Below are 17,688 nucleotides of genomic sequence, written 5' to 3'. Positions count from 1 at the left end.
ACTAAAATAAGATGATATCATCTTTTAATTAGTCTGGGCACGAAAATATAACATAAGAAACATCACCCATTAAATAAACATCACTGCTATAAATGATGTACATCATGAAATTCGCTTGTAGAGACTTTAATCTTTGTTTTAAAGATAATAAGGTCTTTTTATACTTTAAATACTTGATCTATGAACCGATTAACCTTGTATTCCTTCCCCTTCTTACTCACTGTTGCCCTATTGCTGGTATCCAATGGCTGCAATACCACCGGGGGACCCGGCTCAGGTGGTCTGGTGACCAATGCCGGTGCTGCCGAAGAGGTTTATGTTGCTCCCGGGCAATACGACGAGTTCTATGCTTTTCTCTCCGGTGGCTTTTCCGGACAGATCGGTGTGTACGGTTTGCCTTCCGGACGCCTGCTTAAAGTCATACCGGTATTTTCAGTTGATGCGGAAAAAGCCTATGGATTCAATGAAGAAACGAAACCCATGTTGAATACCTCCTTTGGCTTCATACCCTGGGATGATGCACACCACCCGGAATTGTCCCAGACCAAGGGTCAAACAGATGGCCGCTGGATATTTATCAATGGGAACAACACTCCCAGGATAGCACGGGTAGACCTCTCGACCTTTGAAACAGCCGAAATCATAGAAATTCCCAATAGCGGAGGTAATCACAGCTCTCCATTCACTACCGAAAATACCGAGTATGTAGTGGCAGGCACACGGTTTGGTGTGCCTTACCCGCAAAACGACGTGGCAATTTCCAGTTATGCCGAGAACTTTAAAGGCATGCTTACTTTCATCAAAGTCAATCCCGAAAGTGGTGAGATGGAAATCGCCTTTCAGGTACTGCTTCCTGCCTTCGATTACGACCTGGCCCATTCAGGCAAGGGCAAATCACATGGATGGACATTTTTCACCTCATACAACACCGAGTTGAAAAATACCCTGCTTGAAGTCAATGCATCGCAAAATGATAAAGACTTTATTGCCGCAATCAACTGGAAGAAAGCCGAGGAGTATCTGGCCCAGGGCAAATTCAAAGAAATACCTGCCCGTTATGCACACAACATGTACTCCGACGAAACGCACCAGGCAACGTCGACTATGCAAGAAAAAGTAAAAGTCCTGCTTCCGGAAGAATGTCCGGGGCTGGTGTATTTTTTACCTACTCCGAAATCACCACACGGTGTGGACGTAGATCCAACCGGTGAATACATCGTAGGAAATGGTAAACTTTCCGCTGACCTTACCGTGCACTCCTTCTCCAAGATGCTGGCTGCCATAGAAAACCAGTCTTTTGAGACCACCATTGCCGGCATCCCGGTATTGAAATACGAAGAGGTCGTAGGTGGTGTGGTCAAAGAACCGGGGCTGGGCCCGTTACACACCGAATTCGACGGTAACGGAAATGCGTATACCACCTTCTTCATCTCATCCGAGATCGTCAAATGGAAAGTCGGGACCTGGGAAGTGCTCGACCGTGTGCCCTGTTACTATTCCGTAGGCCACCTGATGATCCCGGGAGGAGACTCCCAGCATCCTCAGGGGAAATACATGTTGGCCATGAACAAGATCACCAAGGATCGCTACCTGCCTACGGGGCCAGAGCTGAATCAGTCCGCCCAGCTGTATGACATTTCCGGAGATAAGATGCGATTACTGCTCGACTTCCCGACTGTCGGCGAACCTCATTACGCTCAGGGTATCTCTGCAGACCGCGTGGTGCCCCGGGTTCTGAAGTTCTACCCCATTGAGGAAAACAAGCACCCGTATGCCGCTCTGGGAGAAAAGCAGGCCAAAGTAGTACGCCAGGGCAATGAAGTACATGTCTATATGACGACCATCCGTTCCCACTTTGCACCGGATAACATCGAGGGCATCAAAGTAGGGGACAAGGTATTCTTCCATGTAACCAACCTCGAACAGGACTGGGATGTACCGCACGGATTTGCCGTCATGGGTAATGACAATTCAGAAATACTGATCATGCCCGGACAAACGGAAACTTCGGTTTGGGAACCCAAACGACCAGGGGTTTATCCTTTCTACTGTACAGACTTCTGCTCCGCATTACACCAGGAAATGCAAGGCTATATACGCATCAGCCCTGCGAACAGCACCCTGCCACTTAAATGGAGCCTTGGAGAGGACATCGTTCAATAATACTTCTTTTGGGAGGGACAGGTAATTCCCTTCCCTCCCAATTCTTATCGTACAATTTTGACTTATGAAACGCTTACCGCAATTGCTGATGGCACTCAGCATTTTAGCCCTGCTAAGCTTGTACAAACTGCCATTATGGCGCATCACCCTCGTTGCTCCCCAATATCCTACAGGAGTCAATATGGACATCTGGATCAATAAAATAGGAGGTGATAACCCGGGCACCTTGCAAAACATCAACATCCTCAATCATTATGTTGGCATGAAAATGATTGAGCCCGACTCCATTCCGGAGCTCCGCTATTTTCCCTATGTCATCCTGGCTCTGGCCGGCCTGGGCCTCCTCGCATTGGTCATCAACAAACCGTGGGCCTATCTATCCTGGGCTGTACTGGTCATTCTATTAGCGACCATCGGAATCTATGATTTCTACCTCTGGGAATACGAATATGGCCATAATCTGAGTCCGACCGCCCCCATTAAAGTTCCGGGGGCAACTTATCAGCCACCCCTGTTTGGCAAGAAGACCATTCTGAACTTTACCGCCTATTCGTATCCTCACAGTGGAGGACTATTGGCCGGGATCTCTATCATTCTGGCTCTGGCAGCCTATTGGTTTAAAAGGAAAAGACATGAAATACGCAACTAACCTCATTTTGCTCGCTCTGACCTTTATGATGCTGGGAGGCTGCAAGGTTGAACCCCAGGCCATCCCCTATGGAGAGGTAGGGTGTGCCTATTGTCAAATGACAGTTATTAAACCTCAATTTGCCACCGAGCTAGTGACCTCTACCGGAAAGACGTATTATTTCGATGCCATCGAATGCATGGTCCACTACATCGCAGCGAATCCCCGGACAAAATGGAGTTACCAACTGGTCAACGATTATTTCAATCCCAATCACCTGATCGAGGCAGCGCACGCTTCCTACCTCATTTCCGAAGCCATTCCCAGCCCCATGGGAGCCAATCTCTCGGCAACATCCGATCCGGAATCCTGGGATTCCATCATCCACGATCAGGCTGGCAACCTGTATACCTGGGAAGAGCTAAACCGTGAATTGACCCGATGAAAACAGCGTTGATTGTCATTACATTGGTCCTGGGTTATTTGCCTGTCCGTACTCAGCCGATCCTGGTCGGACCGGATCAGGAAATAAAAACCATCCAGGCCGGCATCGATCTGGCCCTCCCTGGTGACACCTTATGGATCATGCCCGGGACTTACCGGGAAGGCAATATCAACATTCATAAACGGATCACCCTGTCCGGCTCCGGGTGGCCGGTGGTTGATGGGGAAAACAAAACGGAAATCCTGACCATAACCTCCGATTCGGTTACGGTCGAAGGACTGCTGGTTCAAAATGTTGGTGTCAACTACCTGAAAGACCAGGCAGGGATCCGTTGTGAACGCGTCAACCACATCTTGCTGCGCAACAACCGGCTCAAGAACACTTTTTTTGGCATCTACCTTGAGCATTGCAAGGATGTGATCGTGACCGGCAATGTGATCGAAGGCGCCGCAATCGAGGAGGTATCTTCCGGGAATGCCATTCATGCCTGGTATTGCAAGGATATCCAGATCGACCAAAATCAGGTTTCCGGTCATCGCGATGGCATTTACTTTGAATTTGTGGACAGCAGCCAGATCTGCGGAAATGAAAGCAGGCGGAACCTCCGCTACGGTCTTCATTTCATGTTTTCCAATGACGACGACTACATGGTAAATACCTTCGGATCCAACGGGGCAGGTGTAGCTGTGATGTTCTCCCGTCGCATAACCATGCGTGAAAATAATTTTGTGCATAACTGGGGCACGGCGGCATATGGTTTACTACTCAAAGAGATTTACGACGGATGGATTTACCGAAATGATTTTTACCACAACACGATCGGCATCTTTTCCGAAGGATCCAATCGTATTTTGTTTGACGAAAATCAATTCCGGCGAAATGGCTGGGCCGTGAAGATAGCCGGCGGTTGTGAAGACAACAGCTACTGGCACAATAAATTTGAACTCAACACCTTTGATGTGACGATTCCCCAAAATCAAAGCAGTATTGCGTTTACTTTCAACTACTGGGACGACTACGAAGGCTATGATATAAACCACGATGGCATAGGGGATATTCCTTTCCGTCCGGTGAAGTTATATGGATATGTGGTCAGCCGCACTCCGGAAGCCATTGTACTTCTCCGCAGTTTTCTGGTTGACCTGCTGAACTACGCTGAAAAGGTAAGTCCTGTCGCAACACCTATCCAGATCCAGGATCCCTCGCCCGTCATGCGCTTTGAACTACAAAACCTCGCACCATGATTCAATTGCATCATCTGTTTAAGACGTACGGAAAACTGGAAGTACTCCGCGATATTGATCTGGAGTTGACCAATCCGGGTGTAACGGCTATTCTGGGGCCCAATGGAAGTGGCAAATCCACCATGATCAAACTGATCCTTGGATTGGTGATCCCGAGCCAGGGGGAAATAATCGTTCGTGGTCAAAAGATTCACAGGTCATATACCTATCGCAACGACATCAGTTACTTACCTCAGATTGCCCGGTTTCCGGAAAACCTCAAAGTGAAAGAGCTGCTGAAAGTCATCGAAGAGATCCGGGGACCGTCCATCCTAAAAGATCAATTTATCCAATATTTCTCCATTGAATCCTACCTGGACAAAAAGCTGGGTCATTTATCCGGGGGCACCAGGCAAAAGATCAATCTGGTGCTGACCTTTATGTACGATACTCCTATACGCATCCTGGATGAGCCAACGGCTGGCCTGGATCCAATCGCCATGGTGGCGCTGCGCAATCTAATCGAAGAAGAACGAAAGGCCGGAAAGATGATCCTGCTTACGACCCACATCATCCCGATGGTCGATGCGATGGCAGACGATCTTATCTTTCTGCTCGATGGTACCATCCATTTTCATGGCGCACCTGCTGAACTGAAACAAAAGACGAATCACAATGACCTGGAGGATGCCATTGCCGGGATGATGCTCAAAGCAAAGCAGCTGCATCACCGTACCGGATTAATATCCCTAAGCCCGGTTCTAAACACATAATGCACTGATTATGCGGAAGATAATCATCTATAGCCTGAAAGATTTGTTACGAAGCAACTGGATCTATTTCTATTCAGTCTTCTTTTTGATTGTCACCTCGGCATTGGCCTGGATGAGCCAGGATCCGTTGAAGGTCGTGGTGTCATTACTGAATATCATTCTGATCCTGGTACCGCTCGTATCGCTATTATTTGGCCTGGTCTACATCTATAATATGCGCGAATTCACCGAACTCTTATTGGCGCAACCCCTGCCACGAATGCAGGTTTTCGGTGGTCAATTTGCAGGTCTGGTGATTGCACTGGCACTTTCCTGCCTTTCGGGTATCACCATTCCGTTCCTTTTATTGCGGTTACAGCATCCGGTGGCGTGGAGTCAGGTGGCTTTGCTGAACGGGGTCGGTATTCTCCTGACCCTGATCTTCTCCGCCATGGCATTTTTCCTTGGATTGCGATTTGAAAACCGCATCAAGGGTTTTGCTGCCGGCTTTATGATCTGGCTTTTCTTTGCCGTGATCTATGATGGAATATTCCTGTGGTTGCTGGCCATTTTCCAGGATTATCCCCTGGAGCGTTTTACGCTTGCGATGTGCTGGATGAATCCCATCGACCTGGGTAGGACCTTGTTGTTGCTGCAATTGGACATATCCAGTTTGCTGGGCTACACCGGAGCGGTATTCCAGCACTTTCTGGGTCAATTCTGGGGATGGGTGATGTCAGCCATGATCCTGATGCTTTGGGTCATCCTGCCCTGGTGGGGTGTGCGCCGGGTAGCTAAACGCAAAGATTTCTAGGTGCAGTCGACGTTCATATTCCGATGGGCTCACCGTGATCAAGCTGCATCCAACGACCGATTGCCGGCAAAACCCACCGGGAAGCAATGGGCATGTCTTCATTCCGGCCAGCATCATTTTGAGTAATTGGAATTGACCCGTTATTTAAGATGACATCCCTCTTCCGCAATAATTCCAACGGCTGGCTGATGGGCTCATCTGCGAGGTCAAAAGTGCCAAAATGCATCGGAATCCACCATCTGGCCCCTAAGTCATCGGCAGCCTGGGCAGCTTCTTCAGGAGCCGTATGGCTATCCTTCATAAACCAGCGAGGCTCATAAGCTCCAACCCCCAGCAAAGCCAGGTCGATTGAGGGGAACATAGATCCGATCTCTTTAAAATGCTGATCGTATCCGCTATCACCGCCAAAATAGATGGTCAACTGCGGCGTCTGAATAATGAAACTGCCCCAGAGCATGGTATTGGTATCCCTTAAGTAGCGGCGCGTCCAATGCTTCGAGGGCAGATAATGAATCCGGACATCTCCTATGGCCGGGTACGACTGATACCATCCTGCGGTGGTGATCGCATTGGTCTTTAATCCTCCTGACCGGAGCAAGGAAGTCATTTCCAATCCCGTATAACTCACCAGGTCCGGATTCTGGCTGGCAAGACGCCGGAGGCTGGGCAGGTCACAGTGGTCCCGGTGATTGTGGGACATCAGCAAAACGTCGATGTCCTGCAAATCCTGTATCCTGACCGGTAGTGGGGTCATCCTTTTCATCAGGGAGACATTCCCTAGTACCGGATCGGTGATCAGCGTCAAACCATCGAGGCGGATCAGAAAGGTGGCATGTCCTAACCAGGCGATCCCATTTTCCGGCCAGGAAGTGCTGTCGTGCATCTGCACCTGCTCAGGCCGCCATTTATCGGCCTTTTTCTGTGCTTTAAAAGGCTTTGGACCGGTTTGCCATCTCCAGACCGCATCCCAACCCCATTCTTTGAAGGATCCTGAATTCCGATAGCGTCCCTTCTCATCCAGAGCATTTCCCTGCCACCCCTCTCTGATAAAAGGTAATTGGTCGTTGTACGTTGGTCTTGCCGTCATCTGTTTAACTGTATTTAATCCGGTGAACGGATTTGTTTTTACCTTCTCTAAGGTGTTGACGAATAAACCGGGAAATTACTTTATTCAAGCCTCCGGACTCATGCCATGTGGCTATTGGGAGTTATACCTTTGTTACCTCTGGAACCCCTGATACCTCTTTTACCTTTTTTACTTCTTTTACCTTTTCCCTCCATGCTCCATGCACTATGCTAGGTTCCCCAGGCTGAAGCCATGGGGTTATTGGGAATTATACCTTTGTTACTTCTGCTACCTCTGATACCTCTTTTACCTTTTTTACTTCTTTTACCTTTTCCCTCCATGCTCCATGCTCCATGCTCTATGCTAGGTTCCCCAGGCTGAAGCCGTGGGGTTATAGGGAGTTTTGCCTTTGGTATCTCGGGAACCCCTGATACTTCTTTTACCTTTTCCCTCCAATTAAAAAGCCGGTATCGGGGGGAGATACCGGCTGCTTTCCTATCATGAAAAATTGATCGAATCACAACTGTTTACGCAATCGTGCCACGGGAATATTTAATTGTTCCCGGTACTTGGCTACGGTTCTGCGCGCGATGTTATAGCCCTTCTTTTCCAGCAAGTCACGCAATTTTTCATCGGAATGCGGTTTGCGTTTATTTTCGGCGGTAATGATTTCGGATAAAATATTTTTTACTTCCAGGGTGGAGACTTCATCGCCGTCCTGGGTGGTCATGGATTCGGAAAAGAAATCCTTGAGCCGTTTGGTACCGAATTCGGTCTGAACAAATTTGCTGTTTGCCACGCGGGAAACGGTCGAAATATCCAGGCCGGTGATATCGGCGATATCCTTGAGGATCATTGGCTTCAGCTTACTCTCATCTCCGGACAGGAAATAATCATACTGGTATTGCATGATGGTGTACATCGTCTGGTACATGGTATGCTGACGCTGTTTGATGGCATCGATAAACCATTTGGCCGAGTCGATCTTTTGCTTGATAAATTGGATAGCCTCCTTATCCTTATGGGAGATCCGTTTCTTACCGGTCCGTTCCTTATAGCCATGGAGGATGTTTTTATACTGCTCATTGATGCGTAATTCCGGCGCATTTTTAGAGTTGAGCTGCAATTCCAGTTCGCCATCCCGGTTGAAGATGATAAAATCAGGGATGATGTAGTTCCCTCCGGAAGAAGAACCGTGCTGGGGAACATAACCACTGGCTGGCTTCGGGTTGAGCTTCAGGATAAAGTCCATGGTTTCCTTGAGCTCCGGTTCGGTGAGATTGACGTATTTCTTGAGTTTATCGAAGTGTTTCTTGGAGAATTCGTTGAAATACTTGGTTACGATACAGCGGGCACGGTCAATGGTTTCGGTGCTTAATCGGCTGTCCGGGTTCTTTTTCTTGTAGGTATTGATCTGAATAAGCAGGCATTCCTGCAGGTCCCGGGCACCAACTCCCGGTGGATCAAAAAGCTGAATTTTTGCGAGCAGGCTGTCAACCTCTTCTTCAGAGGTGTCGATGTTCTCGGAAAACAACAGGTCATCGATGATCGCGAGCGGTTCCCTGCGCAGGTATCCATCGTCATCAATGCTGCCGATGATTTGTTTGGCGATACGGATCTTACGGCTATCCTGCAGGTTCAGCATGCCCAGCTGGGTATCCAGGAAGTCGTGGAATGAGTTCTCGAAGGCGATGGGCAGGGTGCGTTCTTCTTCACCGTCATTATAACGGCTTTGATAGCTGATCGGGTCTTCGTCAATGTAATCGGAGATGTAGTCATCAAGTTCAAAGTCGGATGACGATTCAAAATCGGTATCCAACAGATCCGAGCTTTCACTCTCCTGCTCTCCGGATTCGTATTCTTCATTGTTGGATTCGCGGAGGGAGTCTTCGCTGATTTCATCATTAAGATCAAATAACTCATCCCGGTTTTCGCCTTCATCCAATGCCGGATTGGCTTCCAACTCTTCTTTGATCCGCTGTTCCAACGTAGCCGTGGGAATTTGCAATAGCTTCATCACCTGTATTTGCTGCGGTGACAGCTTTTGCAGCATCTTCTGACTTAGTTTTTGTTTAATCATGCTCATACGCCAATGGATGTTATAACCTCATTAAAAACTTATTGCACTTGCTTTGAGTTCGCCGCCGGCCAACTAATTGCGTCAAATATATGACAACAAACTTTAATATATTAGCAAAAAAGATGCCATGATCTGTTTACGGTTCCGGGAACCCGCCGCCCAAACCTTCCTTGAAATATTGACACCGCATATAATTTAACTAAAGCCAATCACTTATCCGTAAGGATCTTTTTAATACAAAAAATAAAAATGTGAGAAATAGTATGTAATCCGGTTCCATCTACCCTCCCGGAGTGAAAAAATAACCAGCAGGGAACGGCTGCTTAACACTCATTATACCCTGCTTATCCGTGAAGGCCGGATGTGACCAGCCAGCAAACCGGACCCGTGCGGAGAATCATGGAGTGGAATTGATCGCACGTATTTGGATTTACATATATTTGCCTTTTCTTTGCAACGGTTATTAACACTTTTAGCGTCACTCCATGGAACAGGGTAATACGAATTACGGCAAGAAAGGCGGATGTTTTCTACTCACCATAGTAGCAATATTGTTGTTCATCATCCTTCTGATCTGGGTTTATCGCATGAACGGCCACCTGACCTTCTAGCCGGTCCACAACAGGGAAGTGTTGCCTTCCTGCTCCGAAATATCATCTATTCCAAGACTCCGCGATATACGATTGTACGCGCTTAAGGATAACGCACCTGATTCAGGCAAAAGTATTTTGATGTGATATCCATGATATGGCCATCCGGACAACGGGAATTCTGATGATGACCTTAAAAAGACATCCTTGCAAATCCTGAGAATTATCGTTACTTTTGTGGCGTTAAAGGATTTGTGAGGGAACGCGAACCGTTCCCTCCTTTTTTTATAGTATATGATCGATCAGCACGTAGAAGAAATAGTGCGTCAGCTTTTCTCAACCGAAGAGCAATTTTCCGATTGTTTTCTGCTTGACGTCATCTGGAAGAAACCAAAAAAGATCCAGGTTTTTTTCGATGCGGATGGCGGGGTTGACTTTGACAAGTGCCAGAAATTAAGCCGCAGGATAGAGGCTGAGCTTGATGCTTCCGGCACAGCAGGTGAAGACTACACGCTAGAGGTTTCATCCGGTGGGGTGGACCGGCCGCTGCAGTTCTTGCGTCAGTATCCCAAACACATCGGCAGAAATCTTGCCATAACCACCGGAGAGGAACAACTCAACGGTGAACTGGTTGGTGTAGAGGAAGATGGAATTATCCTGGCCGTTAAAGAAAAGGACGCTGCTGATCCGAAAAAGAAAAAAACTATTATCAACCATCGAACAGTGCCTTTCGCTTCTATCCGAAAAGCATTGGTTCAAATAGCATTTAAATGATGTTGTCATGAAACTGGTAGAATCTTTTGCAGATTTTAAAGCGGGAAAAAACATTGACCGTCCTACGATGGTGCGGGTACTCGAAGATGTATTTCGTACCCTGATCAAGAAGAAATATGGTTCGGATGATAACTTCGACGTCATCGTCAACACCCAGAAAGGTGACCTTGAATTATGGCGTGTGCGGGAGATCGTACCGGACGGTGAAGTCACAGACGAGCGCACCCAGATCTCCGTTTCCGAAGCCAAATCCATTGATTCCGACTACGAAGTGGGTGATGAATGTTATGAGCAGCTGGAATTGGAGGATTTCGGCCGCAGAGCAGTTATGGCTGCCCGGCAAACCCTGATTTCACGCATCCAGGAACTGGAGAAAGACGAAGTGTACAAGCGCTACGTCGACCGTGTCGGTGATATCGTGATCGGAGAGGTTCATCAGATTCTGAAAAAAGAGATCCTGATCATCGATGATGCCACCAGCAACGAACTGGTATTGCCGAAGACAGAAATGATCAAAGGCGATTACTTCCGTAAAGGAGATATGGTGCGGGGTGTGATCAACCGTGTGGAGATGCGTAATAACAATCCCGCCATTATCATATCCCGGACCGACAACACTTTCCTGGAAAAACTGCTTGAACAGGAAGTTCCGGAAATCGAAGACGGTTTGATCACCGTCCGCCGTATCGTCCGTATTCCCGGTGAACGTGCCAAAGTAGCTGTCGAATCATACGACGACCGTATCGACCCGGTGGGCGCCTGTGTAGGTATGAAAGGATCCCGGATCCATGGCATTGTAAGGGAATTAAAGAACGAAAACATCGATATCGTCAACTTTACCACCAATGTGTCCCTCTTTATCCAGCGTGCACTCACGCCGGCCAAAGTCTCGAACATTGAGTTGGATACAGTTAAAGAGCGGGCTGCAGTATATCTGAAACCCGACCAGGTTTCCCTGGCCATCGGTAAAGGAGGTACCAACATCAAACTTGCAAGCCGCCTGACCGGGTTTGAAATTGATGTTTATCGTGAACAGGCTGAATATGAAATGGACGACGTCGATCTCGATGAATTCGCAGATGAAATCGAAGAGTGGATCATCGATGACCTGAAGCGGATCGGTTGTGATACCGCACGCAGCGTCCTCAGCCTGAGTAAAGAAGAATTATTACGCCGTACTGACCTCGAAGAGGAAACGGTAAGTGAAGTATTGCGCATCCTGGCCTCTGAGTTCGAGGACGAAGCGTAACCGGGGATGTGCTTTTTTTTGTCTAATTTTGCGCATTATTTGGAAGTTACAGCATGTCGAAAAGATTATTAGTTAAAGTAGCCAAGGAACTGAACGTTGGGACTTCTACCATCATCGAACACCTGCAAAATAATGGGTTCGAGGTGGAGAACAAGCCTACCGCAAACATCTCAGACGAGATGTATGATGAACTCATGAAGGAGTTCAAGTCTTCTGTGGTGATCAAAGAACAAGCGGAAAAGCTGGTGATTGGTCATCATACCCGTCCGGAGCAGCACGAAAAAGAGCCCGAGCGGACCAGCCATGCTATGCCTTCCATGAAAACAGCGGAACCGGCAGTACCGAAGACTCCGGGCATGAAGCCGCCGGTAGAACAACCTGTTGTCGAAAAGGCTAAAGTGGACGACAACATGATCCCCAAGCTTAAAGTCCTGGGCAAAATCGACCTGGATAAACCCAAGCCAAAAGCCAAGGAGGTCGAAAAACAAGAACCACAGGAAGAACCTGTTCAGGAACCTCAGGCTACCGTGGAGGAACCACCTGCTCCGGTAAAGGCACCTGAACCCGAACCCGAAGCCACCGACGATATCATTCGTCACGAGGCTCCTCAACTCAAGGGTCTGAAGATTTTGGGTAAAATTGATACCAATAAGTTCAATAAACCCAAGAAGAAAAAAGAAAAAGAAAAAGAAAAACCGAAAGCCAAGGAGGAAACTCCTGCCAGGAAAAGCCCCGACGCCGTTCCTGGTCCCGCACCGGTTGCCTCCTCCGATGATACCCGCAAGAAGCGGAAACGCAAGCGTAAGACGGTGTCTACCATGGAAGTAGAAGACGATTCACGTGGAGGAGCAAGAGGAGGAACAGGAGGAAAAGGCAAAAAAGAAGATTTCAAGAAAGCTTCCACCCGTGAAATCGACGATAAAGTCCGCTCGACCATGGCAAAAATGTCAGGCGGAGGAAAAAGCAAGCGTCAGAAGATCCGGCGGGAAAGCCGCGAACGTAAAGGCGAACGCCAGGAAATGATGGAAATGGAGGGCATCAGCGGCAAACTGCAGGTGACCGAGTTTATCTCCGTCTCCGAGCTGGCCAACATTATGAATGTGGCCGTCACCGACGTGATCATGACGTGTATGAACCTGGGTGTTATCGTATCCATCAACCAGCGCCTGGACGCCGAGCTCATTGAGCTTATCGCCGATGAGTTTGGCCATGAAGTGGAATTCATCAGCCTGGAAGAACAGGAGACAGAGGAGGAAGAAGAGCAGGATGCTCCGGAGGATCTGGAGCCACGCGCTCCGATCGTTACCGTCATGGGTCACGTAGACCACGGTAAGACGTCATTACTTGACTACATCCGGTCCGCTAACGTCGTTTCCGGCGAAGCAGGAGGGATCACCCAGCACATTGGTGCCTACGAGGTGGTGGTCAATGAAAAAAAGATCACCTTCCTGGATACACCTGGTCACGAAGCCTTTACCGCCATGCGTGCCAGGGGTGCCAAGGTGACAGACATTGCCGTCATCATTGTGGCTGCAGACGATAATGTGATGCCGCAGACCAAAGAAGCCATTTCCCACGCTCAGGCAGCCGGCGTACCCATCATCTTTGCAATCAACAAAATTGATAAACCGGGAGCCAACCCGGATAAGATCAAGCAGGAGCTGGCATCTATGAACCTGCTCATCGAAGAATGGGGCGGTAAATACCAGTCTCAGGACATTTCGGCCAAAACCGGTGAGAATATAGACCTGTTGCTGGAAAAGATATTGCTGGAAGCAGAACTGCAAGACTTGAAAGCGAATCCAAACCGGATGGCACTGGGTACCGTCCTGGAAGCTTCCCTCGACAAAGGCCGTGGTTATGTCACCAAATGCCTGGTACAGAACGGTTCCCTGCACATTGGCGATATCTTCCTTGCCGGAGAGTTCTCCGGTCGGGTCAAGGCGATGTTTAATGAACGCGGCAAACGGGTGAAAGATGCAGGACCATCCACGCCGGTTCTTGTCCTGGGTCTGAGTGGCGCTCCTCAGGCTGGTGAGAAGTTCAAAGTGATGGCTGAAGAGCAGGAAGCTCGCTCACTGGCCTCCAAACGCTCCCAAATCATCCGCGAACAAACGGAAAGAGCCAGCAAGCGGATCAGTCTTGATGAGATCGGTCGCCGCCTGGCACTCGGAACCTTCAAAGAGCTGAACCTGATCGTAAAAGGGGACGTGGATGGCTCGGTGGAAGCGCTTTCCGATTCGTTGATCAAACTTTCAATTGAGACCGTCCAGGTCAATGTCATCCATAAAGCCGTCGGTCAGATCATCGAATCCGACGTTCTCCTGGCTTCCGCTTCGGATGCCATCATCATCGGATTCCAGGTACGGCCTTCGCTTGGCGCTCGTAAGCTGGCTGAAAAAGAAGGGGTCCAAATCAAGACCTATTCCATCATTTACGAAGCCATCGAAGAGGTTAAACTTGCTATTGAAGGTTTGCTCGAGCCCACCGAAGAAGAAAAGATCCTCGGTCAGCTGGAAGTACGCGACATATTCAAGATCAGCAAGGTGGGTACCATCGCCGGATGTTTTGTTCAGGAAGGCAAAGTCAACCGGAACAATCATATCCGGATTATCCGCGACGGTATCGTCATCTATCCCACCCGTGAAAATGTGATGGGCGAAATCAGCTCGCTGAAACGGTTCAAGGAAGATGTCAAGGAAGTCAAATCCGGCATGGAGTGCGGTGTCACCGTCAAAAACTTCAACGACATCAAAGTGGGTGATATCATCGAGGTTTACGAAATCGAAAGAGTCAAGCAGACCTACGAATAATGATCCCCGGAAATGAGGAGGACTTAAGGGATTGGCTGGAAGAACAAACCCTTAAGTTCAACCGACCGGAATTCATTTGCACAGACCCTATTCAGATACCGCATACCTATACCCGAAAGCAAGATGTGGAAATCACCGGTTTCTGGACCGCTGTGTTGGCCTGGGGTCAACGTAAGACCATTATTCAAAAAGCCAACACGCTCTTTGCTCTGATGGGCGAATCTCCCTATGAGTTTATCGTTAATCATCAGGAACCCGAGCGTCAACGCTTTCTGGAATTCCGGCATCGCACCTTCCAGTCCCTCGATACCTTGTATTTTCTGAGTTTTCTTCAGCATCATTACCGGAATCATGATTCTCTGGAGGATGCTTTTCTTCAAGGCAATTCCATCGCGGAACGGTTAATCAACTTTCAGGAATATTTTTTTTCACTACCCTATGCACCCAGCAGGACCCGCAAACACATTCCCTCCCCTGCCCGTCAGAGCACCTGCAAGCGGCTGAATATGTTTCTACGCTGGATGGTACGCCGCGATGCCAGCGGTGTTGACTTCGGTCTTTGGAGTCGCATAAAGCCTTCCGAATTAAAAATCCCGCTGGATGTTCATGTTGACCGTGTAGCACGTAGCCTCCATCTGATCGACCGGAGGCAGACCGACTGGCGTACCGTGATTGAGCTTACAGACCGGCTTAGTCAGTTCGATCCCCATGACCCGGTCAAGTACGATTTTGCCTTGTTTGGCTCTGCCACGATGGTCCCTCAGGACAATCCTTAGCGCATGTAGCGCACTTTTAATTTCTAAAAAAGTTGCAAACAATTCCCCGTTTAAACGCTTAGGTTTCTGGGCCTAACGGTTCTATCCAATTCTTAAACACAAAATTTATTCATTTTGAGATCATTACGCATAGCCATTATTAACATTCATGGGTTGATCAAATCCAGCGGCCTGGAAATCGGCCGGGATGCAGATAATGGCGGGCAGACCCGCTATGTTTATGAATTTGCTGAATATCTTTCCCGTCATCCACAGGTAAAGCAGGTACACCTCATCACCCGGCTCATCGATGACCCCGCGCTGGATGACGCCTACGCGTTGCCGGTAGAGATCATCAATGACAAACTGGACATCCGCCGGATTCCCTTTGCCGGCAAGCGCTACCGGATGAAGGAAGAACTGTGGCCTTTCCTGGATGAGTTTGTCACCAACACCATGCAATACCTTAAAACCTATAACATCATACCGGATTGGATTCATAGCCATTACGGTGATGCAGGTTATGCAGCAGTCGAGCTTTCCAAGTTACTTAAAGTACCCTTTGTTCATACGGCACATTCGCTGGGGATTGCTAAAAAAGAGAAACTGAAAGCCATGGGTATGACAGAAGAAGAAGGGGAAAGGAAATTCCGTTTTGCCACACGGATAGCTGCTGAAAACGCAACCCTTTCCCATGCCAATTTTATCGTCACTTCCACTAACCAGGAGCAGGAAACCTATGAGAAATATCCCGCTCATTCCAAAGCGGTCTTTCACACGATACCTCCGGGAGTAGACACCGAAAAGTTTACTCCTTATTATCAGTTGCAGCCGGGTGTCGATCAGAAAACGGAGGAGATGCAACGCCGGTACTGGGTCAGTGAATACATTGAAAAATTTCTTTCATCACCCAACAAGCCCTGCATCCTGGCGCTCTCACGCCCTGATTTGCGTAAGAATTTACATACCCTCATCGATGTTTACGGACAGGACAAAGAACTGCAATCCATGGCCAACCTGGTGATCTTTGCCGGCATACGCAAGGACATCGAAAAAATGCCGGAAAGTGAGCGGGAAGTATTGGTCCAGATCCTGTTATTGATGGATAAATACGACCTGTATGGGAAACTTGCCATTCCTAAAAAACACGATGTCGAAAATGAGGTAGCAACCATTTATCGTTACTGTGCCGAAAAACGGGGCGTATTCGCCAGTCTCGCTTTGCATGAAACGTTTGGCCTGACCATCATTGAGGCTGCCAGCAGCGGACTACCGGTCGTATCGACCAATAATGGCGGACCTGCCGAAATCATCCCCCAATGTGAAAATGGACTCCTTGTCGATCCACTGAATCCGGTGGAGATCGCCTCGGCAATTAAAAAGATCATTGCAGACGATCAACTCTGGCGGTCCTATTCCAATGCCGGAGTCCTGAATACTCAGAAATATTTCAGCTGGCAGCACCACATCGAACAATACATGCAGTGGGTAGAAAAATCAATAGAGACGGGCAAAACACCGAGGGTAGAAGTCGTTCCAGACCGGATGAAACTGGCCGAATACCTTTTTGCCACCGATATCGACGGCACCCTGATCAGCGAGGAGCACAAGCATCCGGGTCTGGAGTCACTGGTTGCGTTTCTGAACCATCGGCCTGATAATCTGGCCTTGGCTTATGCTTCCGGCCGTTCTGTCCGTCTGGTTCGGAATGTCATCAAGGAGATGAGCCTCCCCGAGCCTGAATTTTTGGTTTGTTCGGTTGGCTCTCAGATTTTCTACCGCCAGGGTATGGATTATGTCCTGGACAAGGGCTGGCGGGCCTACCTGGATAAGAACTGGAATCGCGATGAGGTAAGCAAACGGTTGGAGAGTCTGGACTGGATGGAACTTCAGGAGGCGGAAGGACAAAACCCGCATAAGATCTCCTACTATCTGAAGGACAAGCAATTCAAGAAAGATCAGCTGGAAGCTGTGCTGGGCAAACTACTGCCTCAGTTAAGCATCATCGTCTCTCATGACCTGTATCTGGATATCCTTCCGAAACAAGCTTCCAAAGGTAAAGCGTTGCGCTATCTCTGTAAAAAATGGTCCATACCTTACAGCCACCTCATCACCGCAGGGGATTCAGGTAATGACCTCGACATGCTCATCGGTTCAGGAAAGGGTATCATCGTAGGTAACCATGCTTCTGAATTAACTACCATCAAGGGAAGTAAAAATCTGTACCGGGCAGCGGGTTATGCAGCTGAAGGCATTCTGGAAGGCCTGGAGCACTACGGAGTAATACCTGAAGATGCTCTTGCCGAGATTGCTCATTAGCGGGCATGATAATTGGT

13 protein-coding genes are annotated in these 17,688 nt (G+C 48.5%); 11 read left to right on the top strand and 2 right to left on the bottom strand.

Annotated elements, in window-relative coordinates:
• Positions 1–180: 180 nt before the first annotated feature.
• From nosZ to H6570_00710, 6 genes are all read left to right on the top strand, one after another.
• The gene (gene nosZ / locus H6570_00735) at positions 181–2,163 is read left to right on the top strand and encodes a Sec-dependent nitrous-oxide reductase (protein MCB9317778.1); all 1,983 of its coding nucleotides are present in this window, start codon (positions 181–183) and stop codon (positions 2,161–2,163) included.
• A 64-nt stretch (positions 2,164–2,227) separates the two neighbouring features.
• On the top strand, positions 2,228–2,812 hold the full coding sequence (locus H6570_00730) for a hypothetical protein (protein MCB9317777.1): 585 nt from the start codon (positions 2,228–2,230) through the stop codon (positions 2,810–2,812).
• Positions 2,796–3,236, top strand: coding sequence for a nitrous oxide reductase accessory protein NosL (locus H6570_00725; GenBank protein MCB9317776.1), 441 nt, complete (start codon positions 2,796–2,798; stop codon positions 3,234–3,236). The genes H6570_00730 and H6570_00725 overlap by 17 nt, the downstream gene beginning before the upstream one ends.
• The gene (gene nosD / locus H6570_00720; protein MCB9317775.1) at positions 3,233–4,480 is read left to right on the top strand and encodes a nitrous oxide reductase family maturation protein NosD; all 1,248 of its coding nucleotides are present in this window, start codon (positions 3,233–3,235) and stop codon (positions 4,478–4,480) included. The genes H6570_00725 and nosD overlap by 4 nt, the downstream gene beginning before the upstream one ends.
• Complete coding sequence (locus H6570_00715; protein MCB9317774.1) at positions 4,477–5,232, top strand: ABC transporter ATP-binding protein; 756 nt, start codon at positions 4,477–4,479, stop codon at positions 5,230–5,232. Before nosD ends, H6570_00715 begins: the two co-directional genes overlap by 4 nt.
• Before the next feature lie 10 nt (positions 5,233–5,242).
• Positions 5,243–6,025 carry an ABC transporter permease gene (locus tag H6570_00710; GenBank protein ID MCB9317773.1) on the top strand — a complete coding sequence of 261 codons (783 nt, stop codon included), beginning with the start codon at positions 5,243–5,245 and terminating at the stop codon, positions 6,023–6,025.
• 13 nt (positions 6,026–6,038) lie between these two features.
• On the opposite strand, the gene H6570_00705 is transcribed toward H6570_00710, so the two are convergent.
• The gene (locus tag H6570_00705; GenBank protein ID MCB9317772.1) at positions 6,039–7,112 is read right to left on the bottom strand and encodes an MBL fold metallo-hydrolase; all 1,074 of its coding nucleotides are present in this window, start codon (positions 7,110–7,112) and stop codon (positions 6,039–6,041) included.
• Between the two features lie 496 nt (positions 7,113–7,608).
• The gene (gene rpoN, locus H6570_00700) at positions 7,609–9,171 is read right to left on the bottom strand and encodes an RNA polymerase factor sigma-54 (protein ID MCB9317771.1); all 1,563 of its coding nucleotides are present in this window, start codon (positions 9,169–9,171) and stop codon (positions 7,609–7,611) included.
• 884 nt (positions 9,172–10,055) lie between these two features.
• Between rpoN and H6570_00695 the strand changes: the two genes are divergently transcribed.
• The 5 genes from H6570_00695 (at position 10,056) to H6570_00675 (ending at position 17,671) form a co-directional block, all read left to right on the top strand.
• Complete coding sequence (locus H6570_00695; protein ID MCB9317770.1) at positions 10,056–10,535, top strand: ribosome maturation factor; 480 nt, start codon at positions 10,056–10,058, stop codon at positions 10,533–10,535.
• Positions 10,536–10,542: 7 nt separating this feature from the next.
• Positions 10,543–11,784: a transcription termination/antitermination protein NusA gene (gene nusA, locus H6570_00690; protein ID MCB9317769.1), complete on the top strand. Its 1,242-nt coding sequence runs from the start codon at positions 10,543–10,545 to the stop codon at positions 11,782–11,784.
• Between the two features lie 53 nt (positions 11,785–11,837).
• Positions 11,838–14,597: a translation initiation factor IF-2 gene (infB, locus tag H6570_00685; GenBank protein MCB9317768.1), complete on the top strand. Its 2,760-nt coding sequence runs from the start codon at positions 11,838–11,840 to the stop codon at positions 14,595–14,597.
• Positions 14,597–15,373 carry a TIGR02757 family protein gene (locus tag H6570_00680; GenBank protein MCB9317767.1) on the top strand — a complete coding sequence of 259 codons (777 nt, stop codon included), beginning with the start codon at positions 14,597–14,599 and terminating at the stop codon, positions 15,371–15,373. The genes infB and H6570_00680 overlap by 1 nt, the downstream gene beginning before the upstream one ends.
• A 111-nt stretch (positions 15,374–15,484) precedes the next feature.
• Positions 15,485–17,671 carry an HAD-IIB family hydrolase gene (locus H6570_00675; protein ID MCB9317766.1) on the top strand — a complete coding sequence of 729 codons (2,187 nt, stop codon included), beginning with the start codon at positions 15,485–15,487 and terminating at the stop codon, positions 17,669–17,671.
• Positions 17,672–17,688 lie beyond the last annotated feature (17 nt).

The organism is Lewinellaceae bacterium (genome assembly GCA_020636135.1).
GTDB lineage: Bacteria > Bacteroidota > Bacteroidia > Chitinophagales > Saprospiraceae > JAGQXC01.
This window is presented reverse-complemented; position numbering and strand designations above follow the sequence as displayed.

What these genes read in the sequence shown, in the direction of transcription:
- nosZ (MCB9317778.1), top strand. Translation starts at nt 181, where the DNA reads ATGAACCGATTAACCTTGTATTCCTTCCCCTTCTTACTCACTGTTGCC.
- H6570_00730 (MCB9317777.1), top strand. Translation starts at nt 2,228, where the DNA reads ATGAAACGCTTACCGCAATTGCTGATGGCACTCAGCATTTTAGCCCTG.
- H6570_00725 (MCB9317776.1), top strand. Translation starts at nt 2,796, where the DNA reads ATGAAATACGCAACTAACCTCATTTTGCTCGCTCTGACCTTTATGATG.
- nosD (MCB9317775.1), top strand. Translation starts at nt 3,233, where the DNA reads ATGAAAACAGCGTTGATTGTCATTACATTGGTCCTGGGTTATTTGCCT.
- H6570_00715 (MCB9317774.1), top strand. Translation starts at nt 4,477, where the DNA reads ATGATTCAATTGCATCATCTGTTTAAGACGTACGGAAAACTGGAAGTA.
- H6570_00710 (MCB9317773.1), top strand. Translation starts at nt 5,243, where the DNA reads ATGCGGAAGATAATCATCTATAGCCTGAAAGATTTGTTACGAAGCAAC.
- H6570_00705 (MCB9317772.1), bottom strand. Translation starts at nt 7,112, where the DNA reads ATGACGGCAAGACCAACGTACAACGACCAATTACCTTTTATCAGAGAG.
- rpoN (MCB9317771.1), bottom strand. Translation starts at nt 9,171, where the DNA reads ATGATTAAACAAAAACTAAGTCAGAAGATGCTGCAAAAGCTGTCACCG.
- H6570_00695 (MCB9317770.1), top strand. Translation starts at nt 10,056, where the DNA reads ATGATCGATCAGCACGTAGAAGAAATAGTGCGTCAGCTTTTCTCAACC.
- nusA (MCB9317769.1), top strand. Translation starts at nt 10,543, where the DNA reads ATGAAACTGGTAGAATCTTTTGCAGATTTTAAAGCGGGAAAAAACATT.
- infB (MCB9317768.1), top strand. Translation starts at nt 11,838, where the DNA reads ATGTCGAAAAGATTATTAGTTAAAGTAGCCAAGGAACTGAACGTTGGG.
- H6570_00680 (MCB9317767.1), top strand. Translation starts at nt 14,597, where the DNA reads ATGATCCCCGGAAATGAGGAGGACTTAAGGGATTGGCTGGAAGAACAA.